Below are 17258 nucleotides of genomic sequence, written 5' to 3' on the forward strand. Positions count from 1 at the left end.
TGCGCGGCGCGAGCCTGCCGATCGGGCTGATGCTGGCCATAGCCCCCGCGGTGGCGGTGCTCCAGTTCCGCGCCGTGGCGCTGCTCACCGTGCTGGGCTTCCTCGCCGCCGTGGCGCTGCATGGATGGGAGCGGCGGCGCCTGCCGGGCGCGCGCGGCCCCGGCCTGCTGCCCTGGCCGCGCCCCGCCGTGCTGGCGCCGGTGCTGCTGCCGATGGGCTGGCTGCTGGCCAGCGCCGCCTGGTCCATCGAGCCGGGCCGCGCCGCCACCACCGCGCTCACCCTGGGCCTCTACATCCTGCTCGGCGCCATGGCGGCGCGGGCGGTGGCGGAGCAGCCGCCGCACCGGCTGCGCGCCGTGCTGCGCTGCCTGGGCTGGGGGCTGGCGGCGGGCATCGCCCTGGCCCTGCTCGACCATGCCAGCGGCAACTGGCTGCGCGCGGCGGTGCGCGGCATGAGCCCGGCCGAGGCGCCGCCCAACCTGCCCTTCGGGCTGAAGCCGGCGGTCTCCATCATCGCCGTGCTGCTGCCGCTGGCGCTGTGCCTGCCCCATGCCCACCCGGCGGTGCTGCCGCGCGCGCTGCGCTGGGCGCTGCTGCCGGCGGGGGTGCTCACCGTGCTGTGGCTGCCCGCCGAATCCGCCAAGATCGCCGTGCTGGCCGGGCTGGCGGCGATGGCGGCGGCCTGGCTGCTGGGCGCCTGGGTGGCGCGCGCCGCCGGTGCCCTGCTGGCCGTTGCCGTGCTGGCGGCGCCGCTGATGTTCAGCGCCGCCCTGCCCCGCCTGCCGGCGCTGGACGCCATCCCGCCCTCCGCCGCGCACCGCGTGCTGATCTGGGAGTTCGTGCTGGAGCGGATCGGCGAGCGGCCGCTGCTCGGCTGGGGCGGCGAGTCCAGCCGCAGCCTGCCCGGCGGGCGGGACACCTTCACGCCCGAGGCGCTGGAACGCTTCGGCCTCGGCGGCGCCGTGTCGCGCGCCTGGTTCGAGGGGGTGCGGGCGCAGCGCCTGCCGCTGCACCCGCACAACGCCCCGCTGCAGATCTGGCTGGAGCTGGGCGCGGTGGGCGCGCTGCTGGCGGCGGGGCTGCTGCTGTGGCTGGGCTGGCATGGCGCGGCGCTGCACGCCCCCGCCGCCGCCGGGCTGCTGACATCGGGCGGGGTGGTGGGCATGCTCAGCTACGGCGTGTGGCAGGCCTGGTGGATCGGCGTGCTGCTGCTGCTGGCGGTGGGCCTCACCGCCCTCGCCCGGCTGCGCGCCACGCCGTGAGGCCCGGCGGAAACGGCGGCCGCGGCGGCGCATTGTCCCCGCCGGAACCTCCCGGGAGAATGGCATGAGGCTGGCCCAGGTGATGGCGGGCGCCCCAATGGGCGGCGCCGAGAGCTTCTATGAGCGCCTGTGCTGCGCCCTGCACGCCGCGGGGGAGGAGGTGCTGCCGCTCATCCGCGCCAACCCTGCCCGCGCGGCGCGGCTCTCGGTGCGGGGACTCACGCCGGTGCAGCTGCGCTTCGGCCAGCGCTGGCTGGACTTGCCCACCCATCTCCAGATCCGCCGCCACCTGCACGCCTTCCAGCCCCAGGCGGTGGTGGCCTGGATGAACCGCGCCGCCGGCTTCACCCCGCGCGGCCCCTGGACGCTGGTGGGCCGCCTCGGCGGCTATTACGACCTGCGCCACTACCGCCATTGCGACCACCTGGTGGGCAACACCCTGGGCCTGCGCCGCTGGATGCTGGAGCAGGGCTGGCCGGAGGAGCGGGTGCACCACCTGCCCAACTTCGCCGAGGACATGGCCGGCGCCCTGCCGGCCGAGCTGCCGGACCTGCCCGAGGGCGCGCCGCGCCTGCTGGCGCTCGGCCGGCTGCATGCCAACAAGGCCTTCGACACGCTGCTGCGCGCCCTGCCGCATGTGCCGGGCGCCGTGCTGCTGCTGGCCGGCGAGGGGCCGGAGCGCGAGACCCTCACCCGCCTGGCCGGCGAACTGGGCGTGGCGGAGCGCGTCCGCTTCCTCGGCTGGCGGCAGGACACGGCGGCGCTGCTGGCGGCCTGCGATGTGATGGTCTGCCCCTCGCGCCACGAGCCGCTGGGCAATGTGGTGCTGGAAGGCTGGAGCGCCGCCCGCCCCGTGGTGGCCACCGATGCCGATGGCCCTGCCGAGCTGATCCGCGACGGCGAGACGGGCCTGCTGGTGCCGCGCGACCAGCCGGAGGCGCTGGGCCGCGCCCTGGCGGCCCTGCTGGCCGACCCCGGGCGCCGCGCCACGCTGGCTGCGGCCGGCCGCGCCGCCTACGAGGCCAGCTTCTCCGAGGCCGCCGTGGTGGCGCAGTGGCAGGATTTCCTGCGCCGGGTCTCGCCTGGCGCGGGCTGAGCCACCAGCTTACGGCCTCAGCCTTCCGGGGTGTCCTCGGGTGTGTCCAGCAGGGCCACCGCCGCCGCCAGCGCCGCCTCGACGCCGAGCGCCTCCATCGGCGCCCGGCCCGGCAGGCCACGCGCCAGCACCGCCCGCGCCCGCCGCCCCACCGGCGCGTATTCCGCCGCCGGGGTGGGGCCGAACAGCCCCAGCGTGGGCGTGCCCGCCGCCGCCGAGAGGTGCATCAGCCCCGAATCATTGCCCACGAACAGCGCGCAGCGGGAGAGCAGCGCCGCCGCCTCCGGCAGTTCCAGCCGCCCCACCAGATCGACCGCCTGCGGCAGCGCGGCCAGCACGGGCGCCGCCATGGCGGCCTCGGTGGCGCCGGGTCCGGCCAGCACCACGGGGCGCGCGCCCTCCAGCCGCCCGCCCGGCGCCGTCAGCGCCTGGAACAACGCCACGAAGCGCTCCGGCGGCCACACCTTGCCCGCCCAGTTGGCGCTGGGGCCGAGGGCGAGATAGGGCCCCTCCCCCGGCAGCAGCGCCGCGGCCTTCGCCGCATCCTGCGGGCCGAACCAGGCCACCGGGCGCGGCGCCGGGTGCAGCCCCAGCACGCCCGCCAGTTGCAGCAGCTTGTGGCCGGGCCGCCGCCCGCCGCGCATCACCGCGCGGCGCCGCGTCCGCACCAGCCAGGAGAGGGCGGAGCCGCGCAGATCCACCACCAGGTCCCAGCGCTGCCGTGCCACCTGCCCCCAGAGCGAGAACCAGTGCCCCGAGAAGCGCTGCTTGGCGAGCAGGATGGTGGCCTCCCGGTTCGGCATGCGGGCGAACACGCCTTCGGCCACCGGCCCGCAGGCCACGGTGATCCGCGCGCCGGGATAGGTCCGCAGCAGATGGTCCAGCAGGCCGGTGGAGAGCACCGCATCCCCGATCCGGGTGGCGGTCACGAACAGGATGCGCATGGTCGGGCGCGGCTCTAGCACGGTTTCCGCGCCGCGCGCAGAGGGACATGCCGCCGCTTGCCTCGGGCCGCCGGAACGCCAAATCTCATATCATGCCCATCGCCCCCCTCCCCGACCGCGCCGTGGTGGAACTGACCGGCGAGGACCGTGTCAGCTTCCTCCAGGGCCTCGTCTCCAACGACGTGGCGCGCGCCACCCCCGGCCATGCGGTCTGGGCCGCGCTGCTGACGCCGCAAGGCAAGTGGCTGGCCGACTTCTTCATCCTCGCCACGCCGGAGGCCCTGCTGCTCGACTGCGCCGCCGCCCAGGCGGAGATGCTGGCGCAGCGCCTCTCCCGCTTCCGCCTGCGCTCGAAGGTGGCGCTGGCGGCGCGGCCCGATCTCGGCGTGCTGGCCGGCTGGGGCGGCGCGGCCGTGCCGGAGGGCGCCATCGCCGCGCCCGACCCGCGCCTGCCGGAGGCCGGCTGGCGCGCCATCCTGCCCGCCGCCGACCTGCCCGCCGGGAATGGCGATTATGCCCGCCACCGCCTCGCCCTCGGCCTGCCGGACGGCGCGCCGGACCTGGAGCCGGAGAAATCCGTGCTGCTCGAGGCCGGCTTCGACGAGCTGGACGGAATCTCCTGGAGCAAGGGCTGCTACATGGGGCAGGAGCTGACGGCCCGCACCAAGTATCGCGGCCTGCTGAAGCGGCGGCTGGTGCCGGTCGATGTGCAGGGGCCGCTGCCGGCGCCGGGCACGCCCATCCGGCGCGGCGAGGCGGAGGTGGGGGAGATGCGCTCCGGCCATGCCGAGGGGCTGGGGCTGGCGCTGCTGCGGCTGCCCATCCTGGGGGATGAGGCGCTGACCTGCGGCGAGGCCACGCTCATGCCGCGTATTCCGCACTGGATGCGGCTGCCGGAGAAGGCGGCGCCGTAGAAAAAGAAAAGGCCGGGGGAAGGAATTCCCCCGGGCCCCCATCTTTTTTCTGTCTGTTTACGCGGTGCGGTCGGTGCCGCCGGCCAGGGCGGCCTGCGCCGCCGCCAGCCGCGCCACCGGCACGCGGTAGGGCGAGCAGGAGACGTAGTCCAGCCCGACGCTCTCGCAGAACTGGATCGAGGCCGGGTCGCCGCCATGCTCGCCGCAGATGCCGAGCTTCAGGTCCTGCTTCACGCCACGGCCCTTCTCGGCGGCGATCTGCACCAGCGCGCCCACGCCCTCCGGGTCGATCGAGACGAAGGGGTCCTTCGGCAGGATGCCCTTCTCAACATAGTAGGGCAGGAACTTGCCGGCATCGTCGCGCGAGAGGCCGAAGGTGGTCTGCGTCAGGTCGTTGGTGCCGAAGGAGAAGAAATCCGCCGTGCCGGCGATGGCATCGGCCGTCAGGCAGGCGCGCGGCAGCTCGATCATGGTGCCGACCAGGTACTCGATCTCCAGCCCGGCCTCGGCGAAGACCTCCTTCGCCACCTTGTCCACCTGGGCGCGGGTGATCTCCAGCTCCTTCTTCGCGGCGACGAGCGGGATCATGATCTCCGGCACCGGTGCCTTGCCCGTCTCCTGGGCGGTGGCCACCGCCGCCTCGAAGATGGCCCGCGCCTGCATCTCGTAGATCTCGGGGAAGGTCACGCCGAGGCGGCAGCCGCGGTGGCCGAGCATCGGGTTGGCTTCCGAGAGGTCGGCGGCACGGCGCTGCATGGTGGCGAGGTCGGCGCCCAGGCTCGCCGCCACCTCGGCCAGTTCCTCCTCCCGGTGGGGCAGGAACTCGTGCAGCGGCGGGTCGAGCAGGCGGATGGTCACCGGCAGCCCCGCCATGATGCGGAACAGCTCGATGAAGTCGGCGCGTTGGAAGGGCAGCAGCTTGGCCAGCGCGTCGCGCCGACCGCCCTCGCTCTCGCTCATGATCATCTGCCGCACGGCGCCGATGCGCTCGGGGTCGAAGAACATGTGCTCGGTGCGGCAGAGGCCGATGCCCTCGGCGCCGAACTTGCGGGCGGTGTCGGCGTCCAGCGGCGTCTCGGCGTTGGCGCGCACCTTCAGGCGGCGCACCTTGTCGGCCCAGCCCATCAGCGTGGCGAAGTCGCCGGAGAGCTGCGGCTCCACCATCGCCACGGCGCCGAGGAAGATCTCGCCCGTGGCGCCGTCCAGCGTGATGGTCTCGCCCGCCTGCACGGTCTGGCCGCCGGCGCGGAGCTGCTGGCTGTTGTAGTCCACCACCACGCCGCCGGCACCGGCCACGCAGGGCCGGCCCATGCCGCGCGCCACCACCGCCGCGTGGCTGGTCATGCCGCCGCGCGTGGTGAGGATGCCCTTGGCGGCGTGCATGCCGTGGATGTCCTCGGGGCTGGTCTCGATGCGGACCAGGATCACGCTCTCGCCCTTGGCGGCGCGCGTCTCCGCCTCGTCGGCCGAGAACACCACCGTGCCGCAGGCGGCGCCGGGCGAGGCCGGCAGGCCCTTCGAGATCAGGTTGCGCGGCGCCTTGGGGTCCAGCGTCGGGTGCAGCAGCTGGTCGAGCGAGCCGGGGGCCACGCGCTTCACCGCCTCCCGCTCGTCGATCAGCCCCTCGCGCGCCATGTCGACGGCGATCTTGAGGCTGGCGGCGGCGGTGCGCTTCCCGTTGCGCGTCTGCAGCATGTACAGCTTGTTCTGCTGCACGGTGAACTCGATGTCCTGCATGTCCGTGTAGTGCTGCTCGAGCGTCTGCCGGACCTGCACCAGCTCGGCATAGGCGGCGGGCATGGCCTCTTCCATGCTGCGCTCGCCCGGCTTGGAGCGGGCCTTCGACATCGGCTGCGGCGTGCGGATGCCGGCCACCACGTCCTCGCCCTGGGCGTTGATCAGGTACTCGCCGTAGAAGATGTTCTCGCCCGTGGAGGGGTCGCGGGTGAAGCAGACGCCGGTGGCGCAGTCCTCGCCCATGTTGCCGAACACCATGGCCTGCACGTTCACCGCCGTGCCCCAGCTGGCCGGGATGTCGTGCAGCCGGCGGTAGGTGTTGGCGCGCTGGTTCATCCAGCTGCCGAACACGGCGCCGATGGCGCCCCAGAGCTGCGCCTTCGGCTCCTGCGGGAAGGGGCTGCCCAGCACCTCCTCCACCATCGCCTTGTAGTGGGCGACGACCTGCTTCCAGTCCTCGGCGGTCAGCTGCGTGTCCTCGGAGACGCCCTTGTCCAGCTTGGCGTCCTCGATGATCTCCTCGAAGCGGTGGTGGTCCACGCCCAGCACCACGGAGCCGTACATCTGGATGAAGCGGCGGTAGCTGTCCCAGGCGAAGCGCGAATCGCCCGAGGCGGTGGCGAGCCCCTCCACCGTGCGGTCGTTCAGGCCGAGGTTCAGCACCGTGTCCATCATGCCCGGCATGGAGACGCGGGCGCCGGAGCGGACGGAGACCAGCAGCGGCTTCGCCTCGTCGCCGAAGGAGAGGCCAACGGCCTGCTCGATGCGCGCCAGCGCCTCGGCCACCTGGGCCTCCAGCTCGGCGGGGTACTGCTTGCCGTTGTCGTAGTAGTAGGTGCAGACCTCGGTGGTGATGGTGAAGCCCGGCGGCACGGGCAGGCCGATCGAGGCCATCTCCGCCAGGTTGGCCCCCTTGCCACCCAGCAGATTGCGCATCTCGGCCTTGCCGTCATTGCGGCCGGCGCCGAAACCATACACCCACTTCTGCATCTCGGGTCTTCCTCAGCCTTCGATCTTGGAGAAATCGGCCACCTGGTCGATCGCGGCCCGGAGTCGGGCCAACAAACCTAGACGGTTGCGCCGGAGTTGCGCATCCGCATCGTTCACCACCACCTTCTCAAAGAAGGCGTCCACCGGCGCGCGCAGGCGCGCCAGGGCTTCCATGGCGGCCATGTCGTTCTCGGCGGCGAGCGCCGCCTGCGCTTCCGGCAGCGCGCCGTCCAGCGCGGCGGAGAGCGCCGCCTCTTCCGCCGCGGTGAAGCGGGCGGGGTCGGTCTCGGGACGGTGCGGCCCGTCCTTCTTGTCCTCGATGCGGAGGATGTTGGCGGCGCGCCGGTAGGCGGCCAGCAGGTTGGCACCATCCTCCCCTTCCAGGAAGGCGCGCAGAGCCGCGGCGCGGGCCAGCACCCGGACGAGATCGGCGCCGCCACCCGCTCCCAGCGTGGCCGCCAGCACGTCGTGCCGCTCGCCCTCGGCGCGCAGCTGCACGCGCAGCCGGTCGGCCAGGAAGTCCAGCAGCCCGGCGGCGAAGGCGGCCACCATCGGCGGGTGGGCGGATTTCGGGCCGGGCTGGAAGCCGGCCTTCATCGCCTCCTGCGCCACCGCCATGCCGAATTCAGGCTCGGCCGTGGCGCCCACGGCCTGCGGGTAGCCGAAGAAGGCCTCGGCCAGCGCGTCCGACAGGTCCAGCCGCAGCCCGTTCTCGCGCAGGATGCGGATGACGCCGAGCGCCGCCCGGCGCAGCGCATAGGGGTCGCCCGAGCCGGTCGGGCGCTCGTCGGCGGCGAAGAAGCCGGCAAGCTGGTCCAGCTTGTCGGCCAGCGCCACGGCGATCGCCACCGGCTCGTCGGGCACCGAGTCGCCCGGGCCCATGGGGCGGTAATGCGCGGCGATGGCCTCGGCCACCCGCGCATCCTCGCCATCCTTCAGCGCGTAGTAGCGGCCGATGATGCCCTGCAATTCGGGGAACTCGCCCACCAGCCCGGTGGCGAGGTCAGCCTTGGCCAGCTTCGCGGCACGGGCGGCCAGCGCCGGCTCGGCGCCGACGCGCGGCGCCAGCCACTCGGCCAGCCGCGCCAGCCGCGCCACGCGCTGCCCCTGGGTGCCAAGCTTCGCGTGGAACACCACGCTCTCCAGCTTCGGCAGGAAGGCTTCCAGCGCCTGCCGGCGGTCGAGGTCCCAGAAGAAGCGGGCGTCCGACAGGCGGGCGCGCAGCACGCGCTCATTGCCGCCGACCACGGCCTTGCCGCCATCATGGGCGGCGATGTTGGACACCACGGCGAAGCAGGGCGCCGCCCCGCCCTCCGGCCGGCGCAGCGCGAAATAGCGCTGGTTGACCCGCATGGTGGTGCGCATCAGCTCGGGGGGGAGGTCCATGAAGGCGTCGTCGATGCGGCCGAGCAGGGGCACGGGCCATTCGACCAGCCCCGCCACCTCCGCCACCAGCCCCTCATCCGGCACCACCTCAACCCCCTCCCGCACGGCCAGCGCCGCGATACCGTCACGCACAAGCCTGGCGCGCTCAACGGGGTCGATAACAACGTGCCGTGCGGCGAGTTGCGTCGCATAATCCGAGAAATTTCTAACCGAAAAGTCACCCGGCGAGAGAATCCGGTGCCCCTCGGTGCGGTCGGCGCTGGCCAGCCCGTGCCCGTCATCCTCGCCCTGGACAAGGGTGAAGGGCACCACCGCGCCATCGAACAGGCAGAGGATGCGCTTCAGCGGCCGCACCCAGACGAAGGTGCTGGTGCCACCCCAGCGCATCGACTTCGGCCAGGGGAAGCGGCGCAGGAGACCAGGAATGATCTCCGCCAGCACCTCCGGCGTCGGCCGCCCGGGCCGGCGGATGACAGCATACAGATAAGTGCCGCCCTTGCCCTCGCGCGCCTCCAGCTGCTCCCGCGTCAGGCCGGTGGAGCGCAGGAAGCCTTCCAGCGCCGGGCCGGTGGCATCGGCGCGCGGGCCGCGGCGCTCCTCCTCCACGGCCTTGGTGCCGGCGGGCAGCTCGGCCACCAGCGCCAGGCGGCGGGGACCGTAGAGGGTGCGCAGCCCTTCCGCCGGCAGGCCCGCGCCCTTCAGCGCCTCGCCCAGCAGGCGCGCCAGGTCCTCGGCCGCGCGCGCCTGCATGCGGGCGGGGATTTCCTCGGAGAAGAGTTCGAGCAGGAGTTCGGGCATCGTGGGCCTTGCGGGGAAGGGGCCGGCAGGGAGGCTGGCGCGGAATTCGGGCGCCAGCATGGCAGTTCGGCGGGGCGGATGGGCGGCTCAGCCGCCGGGGGCCATCCAGGTCTCGCAGCAGCGCTTCGCCAGCGCCCGGACCCGGCCGATATAGGCCGCCCGCTCCGTCACGCTGATGGCGCCGCGGGCATCGAGCAGGTTGAAGGCGTGGCTGGCCTTGATGCACTGGTCATAGGCCGGCAGGGCCAGCCCCTTCTCCACCAGCGCGGCGCACTCGGCCTCGGCGTCCCGGAAGTGCTGGAACAGCAGGGCGGTGTCGGCGTGCTCGAAATTGTAGGCGGAGAATTCCTTCTCGGCGCGCAGGAACACATCGCCATAGGTGACGCCCTGGCCGTTGAAATCCAGGTCGTACACATTCTCGACGCCCTGGATGTACATGGCCAGCCGCTCCAGCCCGTAGGTCAGCTCGGCGCAGGGCTTCTCCACCGGGATGCCGCCCACCTGCTGGAAATAGGTGAACTGCGTCACCTCCATCCCGTCGCACCACACCTCCCAGCCGAGGCCCCAGGCGCCCAGCGTCGGGCTTTCCCAATCGTCCTCGACGAAGCGGATGTCGTGCAGGGCGGGGTCGATGCCGAGCGCCTTGTAGCTCTCGATGAGCAGCGCCTGCGGGTCGGCCGGGCTCGGCTTCAGGATGACCTGGTACTGGTAGTAGTGCTGCAGCCGGTTCGGGTTCTCGCCGTAGCGGCCATCCGAGGGGCGGCGGGAGGGCTGCACATAGGCCGCCTTCCAGTCCTTCGGCCCCAGCGCGCGCAGCGTGGTGGCCGGATGGAAGGTGCCGGCGCCCATTTCCATGTCGTAGGGCTGCAGGATCACGCAGCCCTGCGCGCTCCAGAAGCGGTGCAGCGTCAGGATGATGTCCTGGAAGCTGAGCGGCTTCCCGGCGGGAGGCGGCGCGGGGGCGTGTGTGATCTGCTGCGTCTCGGTCATCTGTTCTGGGCGTGCCTGGGGCTTGCGGCCGTGTTGCGCGGCGCACCATAAGACCCGCCACACCCCCCCGGCAAGGAAGGGCACACCATCATGGCCGCCACCGAGACCCTGATCCGCAGCTACTACGCCGCCTTCAACGCGGGGGACGTGGAGGGCATGCTGGCCCTGCTCGCCGAGGATGTGGCGCATGACATCAACCAGGGCGCGCGGGAGACCGGCATCCCCGCCTTCCGCGCCTTCATGGCCCGGATGAACGCGCATTACCGCGAGGAGTTGAAGGACATCGTGGTGATGGTGGGCGAGAGCGGCGCCCGCGCGGCGGCCGAGTTCACCGTGCACGGTACCTATCTCGCCACCGATGCCGGCCTGCCGGAGGCGCGCGGCCAGACCTATGTGCTGCCCGCCGGCGCCTTCTTCGAGGTGCGGGGGGAGAAGATCGCCCGCGTGTCGAACACCTACAACCTGGCAGACTGGATCGCCCAGGTCGGTGGCTGAGGCCCGCTGGCGGCTGGCGGTCTTCGACTTCGACGGCACGCTGGTCGACAGCTTCCCCTGGTTCCGCGCCGCCCTGCCGGAGACCGCCGCCCGCTTCGGCTTCCACAGCCCGGCGGCGTCGGAGCTGGAGGCGCTGCGCGGCTGCGACTCGCGGGAGATTCTGCGCCGGCTGGCAGTGCCGGCCTGGCGCCTGCCGGCCATCGTGGCGCATCTGCGCGCGCGCAAGCGGGCGGCGGCGGGCGAGATTCCCCTGTTCCCGGGCGTGCCGGAGATGCTGGCGGCGCTGCGGCTGGCCGGCCTGCCCCTCGCCATCGCCAGCTCCGATTCGGAGGCTTCCATCCGCATGACGCTGGGGCCGGAGGCGGGGCGGATCGGCGCCTATGCCTGCGGCGCCTCGCTCTTCGGCAAGCCGCCCCGGCTGCGCGGCCTGCTGCGGCAGGCGGGGCTCGCCCCCGCCCAGGCCCTCTATATCGGCGACGAGTTGCGGGATGCCGAGGCGGCCCGTGCCGTCGGCATGGGCTTCGCCGCCGTCTCCTGGGGCTATGCCCGGCCCGAGGCCCTGGCCGCCACCGCACCGCTGGCGCTGTTCCGCTCGGTGGCGGAGATCGCCCCGTTCTGCGCGGGCAGCGCCGCTTTCTCGGCTGAATCGTAGCGGCGCTGGGCGGCCAGCACCTCGCCGATATGCGCCTCCGCCCAGTGGCGCAGCGTCTCCAGCGCACGGGCGAGGTCGGTGCCGAGCGGGGTGATGGCGTATTCCACCGTCACCGGCATGGTGGCGAAGACCCTCCGGCTCACCAGCCCGTCCCGCTCCAGCCGGCGCAGCGCCTGGGCCAGCACCTTCTGCGAGATGCCGGTGGCCCGGCGCAGCGCGCCGAAGCGCCAGGGGCCGCGGGAGAGCAGCACCAGCAGCATCACCGTCCATTTGTCGGCGATCCGGTCCAGCACCAGCCGGGTCGGGCAGTCGGGGTTGAACAGGTCGCCCGGGCAGGGCCCGGCGGTGTCGTCATCGGCCATGGTTACCTCGCGGTCACCAGATGGGCGGAAAGTGCCTTCTTCCGCCCCGGCGTGTCCTCAGCCTATCTGGTTTCCAACGGATACCACATTCCCGAAGGAACCTCGACCTTGCGCATCGCCCTCATCGGCGCCTCCGGCCAGGCCGGCTCCCGCATCCTGGCCGAGCTGGCCCGGCGTGGCCACGCCGTCACCGCCATCGCCCGCGACGCCGGCAGGATCGCGGCGCTGCCCGGCGTCACCCCGCGCGCCGCCGACCTGCACGACGTCCCGGCCCTCGCCGCCCTGCTCGCCGGACACGATGTGGCGATCAGCAGCGTCCATTTCACCGCCAGCGACCCCGAGGCGCTGATCGGTGCGGTGAAGCAGGCCGGCGTGGCGCGCTACCTGGTGGTGGGCGGCGCCGGCAGCCTGGAGGTGGCCCCCGGCCTCAAGCTGTTCGACACGCCCGATTTCCCGGCCATCTACCGGGAGGAGGCCCGCCGGGGCGGCGCCTTCCTGGAGCGGCTGGAGCAGGAGGCGCTGCTCGACTGGACCTTCCTCTCCCCCTCCGCGATGTTCGTCCCCGGCGAGCGCACGGGCAGGTTCCGGCTCGGCGCCGACCGGCTGCTGCTGGACGCAAGCGGCAGCAGCACCATTTCCTTTGAGGACTACGCCGTGGCCCTCGCCGACGAGATCGAGCACCCGGCCCACCGGCGCCGACGCTTCACCGTGGGATATTGATGACCATCCTGCATTACATCCACGACCCGCTCTGCGGGTGGTGCTACGCGGCCACCGCCCTGCTGGAGGCCGCCCGTGCCCGGCCCGAGATCCGGCTGCGCATGCATGGCGGGGGCCTCTGGCACCCCGCCGCCCGGCTGCGGGAGGGGCAGCGCCAGCACATCCTGGAAGCCGATGCGCGCATCGGCGCCCTGACCGGTCAGGTCTTCGGGCCGGGCTACCGGGCGCTGCTGGCGGACCCGGAGACGGTGTTCCACTCCCGCCCCACCATCGCCGCCCTGCTGGCGGTGCCGGAGCCGCTGGCGCCGGCCATGCTGCGCGCCATCCAGCGCGCGCACTATGTGGAAGGGCTGCGGGTGGTGGAGGACGGCGTGCTCGCCGCCCTCGCCATGGAGCTGGGGCTCGATGAGGCGGAGTTCCGCGCCAGCCTCGCCGCCGCGCCGGTGGAGGCGCACATCAACACCACCCGCCGGCTGATGCAGCGCGTGGGCGCCACCAGCTTCCCCACCTTCCTGGCGGAGCGGGACGGCAACATCGAGATCGTGCCGCACATGGATTGCTACGAGGATCCGGCGGCATTCGTGGCAAGGCTGTAGGAGACGTTCTTTTTTGGAAAAAAGAACCAAAAAACTTTTGTCAGTTTGGGGTGCGCCAACACAAAGCGGGACGCCAAACTGACAAAGTCTTTTTGCTTCTTTTTCTTCAGAAAAAGAAGGTCACTTCATCAACGCCGCGAAGTCCTTGTCCAGAGCGGACAGCGCCGCGTCGATCGCGCCGCGCCGCTCGACGATCCAGCCCTCCTGCGCCGCGAGGGAGGATTTCGCCGCCTCCAGCATCCGCGTCAGCTCGGCCGGCTGCGGGCCGCCGGAGGTGGCGCGGTCGCGGATGATCGCCACCGGGTCCAGCGTCGCGCGGAACTCCGCTTCGCTCATCGGCAGGGCGCCGCCCTCCACCTTCATCTCCTGAAGCGTGTGCGCGTAGATGCGCTGCGCCTCGGCATAGGGGAAGTCGCTGGGGCGGATGTCATGCGCCTTGGCGTAATCCACCACCTCGGAGGCGAAGTGGTGGCCGACGCGGAAGGGCAGCCGGTATGTCCGCATCAGCACGTCCGCCACCTCCTGCGAGGCGGTCCAGTCGCTGTTCAGCTCCTCCAGCGCGCGCTCGGGGCTGATGACCACGGCGTTCAGCACCCGCTCCCAGCTCGCCAGCGTGCGCAGCGCGGCGGCGACGACGGCGGTGTTGTCGCGCACGGCCTTCGGGTCGCTCATGCCGGGCGGGATGTTGTGCGCCTGGATGAGCCGCCCGATGCCGAGCGAGACGGCGCGCGAGGCCTCGGCGCGGGTGTCGTTCAGCAGGCCGGGGTTGCGCTTCTGCGGCATGGCGCTGGAGACATAGGTATTGCCATCCCCTTCGCGCAGCAGGATCCAGGGGCGTGGCTGCGCATACTGCGTCATCACGTCCTCGACGAAGGCGCCGGCATGGATGGCGATGCTGCCAGCCACGGCGCCGATCTCCACCGGCATCTCGGCGGCGGTGATCTGCGCGGCGTCGTAGGCATTGTCCACCAGCGCGGGGAAGCCGAGATAGCGCGCCATGCGCTCGCGGTTCAGCGGCCAGCTCGTGCCGTTCAGCACCGTGGTGCCCATGGGCGAGCGGTCCAGCCGCGCATAGGCCTGGCGCAGCCGCTCCGCGTCCCGCTCCAGCCCGGCGATGTGGCCGAGCAGGTAATGCGCGTAGCTGTTGGGCTGGGCGGCGACGCCGTTGGTGTAGTTGGGCACGATGGTGCCGGTGTTGCGCTCGGCCAGGCGCAGCATGGCGGCGGTGGTCTTGTGGAGCTGGGTGGCGAGCTTCAGCAACTCGTCGCGCAGGATGGCGGCGCGCACGGTGGAGAGCATGTCCTGGCTGGAGCGCCCCGCATGCAGCAGCGTGGCCTCGACGCCGGCGGCCTCGATCAGCAGCGGCTCGAAGGTGATGACGGTCGTGGGCCGCTTGCCGCCCGGCTGCTCCCCCGCCTGCAGCACCGTCCGCAGCCCGGCGGCGATGCGCGGCGCGGCCGCCGGGTCGAGCAGCCCTTCCTGGCTGTTGATGACGGCGCTGGCCTTGTTGATCTCGCCCAGCCAGTAGAATTCGTCGCGCCGCGTCTGCGCCGCCGCCGGCAGCGCGATGGCGCAGGCCAGCACGGCCCCGAGCCATACCTTCATGGTGTTTCTCCCGATTTTTGCATGTCAGGGAAGTTGTTCTTTTTTGGAAAAAAGAACCAAAAAACTTTTGCCAGTTGGCGCACTCCGGGGAGAGGCGGGACGCCAGACTGACAAAGTCTTTTTGCTTCTTTTTCTTCAGAAAAAGAAGGTTCTTCCTCAGACCCACTCACCCTTGCGCATCACCGGCGTGGCGGCGCCATCGAAGCCGATGCCGTCCACATCCACCTCGGCCGAGCCGATCATCCAGTCCACATGAATCAGGCTGGAATTGCCGCCGCGCGCCGCGAAGGTCTCGTCGCTCATGCCTTCGGCGTCGGTGAAGCACTTCTTGTAGGCCTGGCCGAGGGCGATGTGGCTGGCCGCGTTCTCGTCGAACAGCGTGTTGAAGAACAGCAGCCCGGTCTGCGAGATGGGCGAGGAATGCGGCACCAGCGCCACCTCGCCCAGCCGCCGCGCGCCCTCGTCGGTGCCGATCATCTTCTGCAGCACGTCCTGCCCGCTGCTGGCCTGCGCCTCGACGATCTGCCCGCCTTCGAAGCGCACGCGGATGTCGCGGATCAGCGTGCCGGCATGGGCGAGCGGCTTGGTGGCGGCGACGGTGCCCTCGGTCATCGCGGCGTGGGGGGTGGTGAACACCTCCTCCGTCGGGATGTTGGGATTGCCGGTGATGCCGTTCAGCGCCTTGGAGGAGCCGCCCATCCAGGAATGCTCGTCGGCCAGGCCCACGGTGAGGTCGGTGCCGGGCCCCTGGAAGCGCAGCGCGCGGAAGCGGCGCTCGTTCAGCATCTTCCGGCGCGTCATCAGCGCGGCGTTGTGCGCGGCCCAGTTGGCGCGCGGGTCCGGCGTGTCGGCGCGGGTGGCGGCGAAGATCGCGTCCCACAGCTTCGCCACCGCCTGCGCTTCCGGCAGTTCGGGGAAGACGGTGCGCGCCCAGGCGGCGGAGGCGAAGGGCACCAGCGTCCAGTTGATGGCGGACGCCGTGATCAGCTCCAGCGCCGGCCGGTAGGCCTTCGAGCGGGCGCGGTTGGCGCGGGAGACCTTCTCCGGGTCCTGGCCCGCCAGCAGGTTGGGGTCGTCCCCCACCACGGCCAGGCGCGCGGCGCCGCCGCGGAAGGCGGCAGCCATGCCCTCGTACATCCAGCCCGCCGCCACGTCGAAGCTCTCGGGCGCGGCGTGGCGGTAGCGGGCGAGCGCCGTCTCGTCATCCGAGAGCAGCGGCGTGACCAGGGAGGCGCCGGCCTTGTAGGCCTCGGCCACGATGCGGCGCACCAGCGGCAGGGATTCGATGGAGGCCGTCATCACCAGCTCCTGCCCCGGCTTCATGCCGCCGAGGCCGACATGCACGGCGAGTTCCGCCAGCCGGTCCAGGCGCGGGTCCTCGGCCAGGGAGGCGGTGGTTGGCACAGGCTGGTCCATGCGGCGGGTCCTCGGCGGTTGGGGCGCGCGCGGGGCGGAAAGGCGGCCCGGCGCGCGGCCCGGGGAAAACCGGATCGGCGATGCGCCGCCCCGCTGGGAAGGGCGCGGCTCCCGCCAATGCGGCCCCGGCGGGGCCGGCTGTCAAGGGGCGCGGCTTAGCTCTCCGCCTGTGCCCCCATGTGGCCGGCGAACTGCCGGTGCTCGGCCGTCATGGCCTGGGCGGCGCGCAGCGCGGCCTCGCGCAGCCAGCCCTCGGGGCGCCGCCCCAGGTCGGCGCGGATCGCCGCCGCGTGGTCGCCGGTGCCGAGATGGATGGCCGCCATCTCCCGCCCCATGGCCTTCAGCATCTTCTCGCCCAGCAGCACCTCGCGGCCCAGCGTCTCGTCCGGCCCGTGGTCCCAGTCGGGCGAGATGGGGCGGTCGGTCTCGATCTTGCGGTTGTTCGGGGAAAGGCGCCGCACGGCCACGCCATCCGTCACGCGGTACCAGGGGTCCGGCGCGCGGTGGCGGCCGGTGGCGATCTCCAGGCAGCGCACGGCGCGGCCATGCCTGCCGTGCAGCCGCACCCAGGCGGAGGGCAGCACCGCCTTGGCCTCGCGCAGCACCCAGTCGCCGCGCCACTTCGCCTGCGCCACCCAGCGCGGCCGGCCGAGGCTGCCCAGGCCGGCGCTGCGGTACCAGAAGCGTGGCTCGGTGGCGCCCTGCGGCAGGGCGGCGCGCAGCGCGGCCTCGTAGCGCGGGAAGAAGACGGGGCGCTCCGCCCCGTCGCGCTTCTCGAAGCGGCGGCGCTTGCGCTTCAGCTTCTCCCAGAAGGCGTCGCGGTGCTCGTCGGGCACGATCACGGTGCGGCGCAGCCAGCGGTGGTCGCGGTCCAGCAGGGTGGGGCCGGGCTTGCGGACTCCCTTGAGGTAGCCGGCCAGCAGATGCGCGGCGATCGGCTCCGCCTCGCGCCAGTCCGGCTCCGGGCTGGCCAGCAGTCCGCTGGTGGCCAGCCGCACCAGGTCGAGCGCGTAGGGCATCTCGGCCGCCTCGTCATAGTCGTTCACGCCCCAGACGAGGCGGCCCTCGGCATCCCGCCAGGTGCCGAAATTCTCCAGGTGGATGTCACCCACCGCCAGGACGGTGGGGGCATCGGCCAGTTCCGGGAACAGCGCCAGCGCCGTCTCGGCCCAGCGGAAATAGGTGGCGCGCAGGAAGCCGAAGGCATCCCCCGCCATCTCGCGCCGCTTCTCGGCCAGTCCTTCCTCCACCAGCTCATGCCCCAGCTCGTGGCGCAGAAAGGCTTCATAGGCGGC

At 72.4% G+C, this 17258-nt stretch carries 15 protein-coding genes; 7 read left to right on the forward strand and 8 right to left on the reverse strand.

Annotation, left to right across the window (positions count from 1 at the left end; translation table 11 throughout):
* Positions 1–1262, forward strand: a 1262-nt coding sequence (locus tag ACZJYS_RS14615) for an O-antigen ligase family protein (protein WP_493179248.1), incomplete at its 5' end; no start/stop codon positions are given.
* Between the two features lie 64 nt (positions 1263–1326).
* The gene (locus ACZJYS_RS14620) at positions 1327–2358 is read left to right on the forward strand and encodes a glycosyltransferase (RefSeq protein WP_493179251.1); all 1032 of its coding nucleotides are present in this window, start codon (positions 1327–1329) and stop codon (positions 2356–2358) included.
* Between the two features lie 17 nt (positions 2359–2375).
* Here the strand turns inward: ACZJYS_RS14620 and ACZJYS_RS14625 are convergent, their stop codons facing one another.
* Complete coding sequence (locus tag ACZJYS_RS14625) at positions 2376–3302, reverse strand: glycosyltransferase family 9 protein (protein WP_109516797.1); 927 nt, start codon at positions 3300–3302, stop codon at positions 2376–2378.
* Positions 3303–3394: 92 nt separating this feature from the next.
* Between ACZJYS_RS14625 and ygfZ the strand changes: the two genes are divergently transcribed.
* A complete protein-coding gene (ygfZ, locus tag ACZJYS_RS14630) occupies positions 3395–4216 on the forward strand; it encodes a CAF17-like 4Fe-4S cluster assembly/insertion protein YgfZ (RefSeq protein ID WP_493179254.1) in 822 nt (273 codons plus the stop codon).
* 57 nt (positions 4217–4273) lie between these two features.
* Here the strand turns inward: ygfZ and ppdK are convergent, their stop codons facing one another.
* The 3 genes from ppdK to ACZJYS_RS14645 form a co-directional block, all read right to left on the reverse strand.
* Positions 4274–6943 carry a pyruvate, phosphate dikinase gene (gene ppdK, locus ACZJYS_RS14635; protein ID WP_109516795.1) on the reverse strand — a complete coding sequence of 890 codons (2670 nt, stop codon included), beginning with the start codon at positions 6941–6943 and terminating at the stop codon, positions 4274–4276.
* 12 nt (positions 6944–6955) lie between these two features.
* On the reverse strand, positions 6956–9127 hold the full coding sequence (gene glyS, locus ACZJYS_RS14640) for a glycine--tRNA ligase subunit beta (protein WP_493179257.1): 2172 nt from the start codon (positions 9125–9127) through the stop codon (positions 6956–6958).
* An 87-nt stretch (positions 9128–9214) separates the two neighbouring features.
* Positions 9215–10117, reverse strand: a complete 903-nt coding sequence (locus tag ACZJYS_RS14645) for a glycine--tRNA ligase subunit alpha (protein ID WP_379632691.1) — start codon at positions 10115–10117, stop codon at positions 9215–9217.
* A gap of 90 nt (positions 10118–10207) precedes the next feature.
* On the opposite strand from ACZJYS_RS14645, the gene ACZJYS_RS14650 reads away from it, so the two are divergent.
* Both ACZJYS_RS14650 and ACZJYS_RS14655 read left to right on the forward strand, forming a co-directional pair.
* The gene (locus ACZJYS_RS14650) at positions 10208–10612 is read left to right on the forward strand and encodes a ketosteroid isomerase-related protein (protein WP_109516793.1); all 405 of its coding nucleotides are present in this window, start codon (positions 10208–10210) and stop codon (positions 10610–10612) included.
* Complete coding sequence (locus ACZJYS_RS14655) at positions 10605–11264, forward strand: HAD hydrolase-like protein (protein WP_493179260.1); 660 nt, start codon at positions 10605–10607, stop codon at positions 11262–11264. Before ACZJYS_RS14650 ends, ACZJYS_RS14655 begins: the two co-directional genes overlap by 8 nt.
* Here ACZJYS_RS14655 and ACZJYS_RS14660 read toward each other — a convergent pair.
* Entirely contained in the window at positions 11153–11626 is a 474-nt protein-coding gene (locus tag ACZJYS_RS14660) for a winged helix-turn-helix transcriptional regulator (RefSeq protein WP_493179262.1), read from the reverse strand. The genes ACZJYS_RS14655 and ACZJYS_RS14660 overlap by 112 nt on opposite strands.
* 108 nt (positions 11627–11734) lie before the next feature.
* Here ACZJYS_RS14660 and ACZJYS_RS14665 point away from each other — a divergent pair, with 108 nt between their 5' ends.
* Both ACZJYS_RS14665 and ACZJYS_RS14670 read left to right on the forward strand, forming a co-directional pair.
* The gene (locus ACZJYS_RS14665; protein ID WP_493179264.1) at positions 11735–12346 is read left to right on the forward strand and encodes an NAD(P)-dependent oxidoreductase; all 612 of its coding nucleotides are present in this window, start codon (positions 11735–11737) and stop codon (positions 12344–12346) included.
* Positions 12346–12942, forward strand: coding sequence for a DsbA family protein (locus tag ACZJYS_RS14670; protein WP_109516789.1), 597 nt, complete (start codon positions 12346–12348; stop codon positions 12940–12942). The genes ACZJYS_RS14665 and ACZJYS_RS14670 overlap by 1 nt, the downstream gene beginning before the upstream one ends.
* Positions 12943–13062: 120 nt before the next feature.
* Here the strand turns inward: ACZJYS_RS14670 and ACZJYS_RS14675 are convergent, their stop codons facing one another.
* From ACZJYS_RS14675 to ACZJYS_RS14685, 3 genes are all read right to left on the reverse strand, one after another.
* Complete coding sequence (locus ACZJYS_RS14675; RefSeq protein WP_493179267.1) at positions 13063–14547, reverse strand: argininosuccinate lyase; 1485 nt, start codon at positions 14545–14547, stop codon at positions 13063–13065.
* 156 nt (positions 14548–14703) lie between these two features.
* Entirely contained in the window at positions 14704–15963 is a 1260-nt protein-coding gene (locus tag ACZJYS_RS14680) for an aminopeptidase (protein WP_493179269.1), read from the reverse strand.
* A gap of 155 nt (positions 15964–16118) precedes the next feature.
* Positions 16119–17258 (reverse strand): DUF2252 family protein (locus ACZJYS_RS14685; RefSeq protein WP_493179271.1); only part of this gene is annotated, 1140 nt, incomplete at its 5' end.

The organism is Roseomonas sp. TS2, from assembly GCF_058833935.1.

Bases quoted from the DNA above. Each gene is read 5' to 3' on its own strand.
- ACZJYS_RS14620 (WP_493179251.1), top strand. From the start codon at position 1,327: ATGAGGCTGGCCCAGGTGATGGCGGGCGCCCCAATGGGCGGCGCCGAG.
- ACZJYS_RS14625 (WP_109516797.1), bottom strand. From the start codon at position 3,302: ATGCGCATCCTGTTCGTGACCGCCACCCGGATCGGGGATGCGGTGCTC.
- ygfZ (WP_493179254.1), top strand. From the start codon at position 3,395: ATGCCCATCGCCCCCCTCCCCGACCGCGCCGTGGTGGAACTGACCGGC.
- ppdK (WP_109516795.1), bottom strand. From the start codon at position 6,943: ATGCAGAAGTGGGTGTATGGTTTCGGCGCCGGCCGCAATGACGGCAAG.
- glyS (WP_493179257.1), bottom strand. From the start codon at position 9,127: ATGCCCGAACTCCTGCTCGAACTCTTCTCCGAGGAAATCCCCGCCCGC.
- ACZJYS_RS14645 (WP_379632691.1), bottom strand. From the start codon at position 10,117: ATGACCGAGACGCAGCAGATCACACACGCCCCCGCGCCGCCTCCCGCC.
- ACZJYS_RS14650 (WP_109516793.1), top strand. From the start codon at position 10,208: ATGGCCGCCACCGAGACCCTGATCCGCAGCTACTACGCCGCCTTCAAC.
- ACZJYS_RS14660 (WP_493179262.1), bottom strand. From the start codon at position 11,626: ATGGCCGATGACGACACCGCCGGGCCCTGCCCGGGCGACCTGTTCAAC.
- ACZJYS_RS14670 (WP_109516789.1), top strand. From the start codon at position 12,346: ATGACCATCCTGCATTACATCCACGACCCGCTCTGCGGGTGGTGCTAC.
- ACZJYS_RS14675 (WP_493179267.1), bottom strand. From the start codon at position 14,547: ATGAAGGTATGGCTCGGGGCCGTGCTGGCCTGCGCCATCGCGCTGCCG.
- ACZJYS_RS14680 (WP_493179269.1), bottom strand. From the start codon at position 15,963: ATGGACCAGCCTGTGCCAACCACCGCCTCCCTGGCCGAGGACCCGCGC.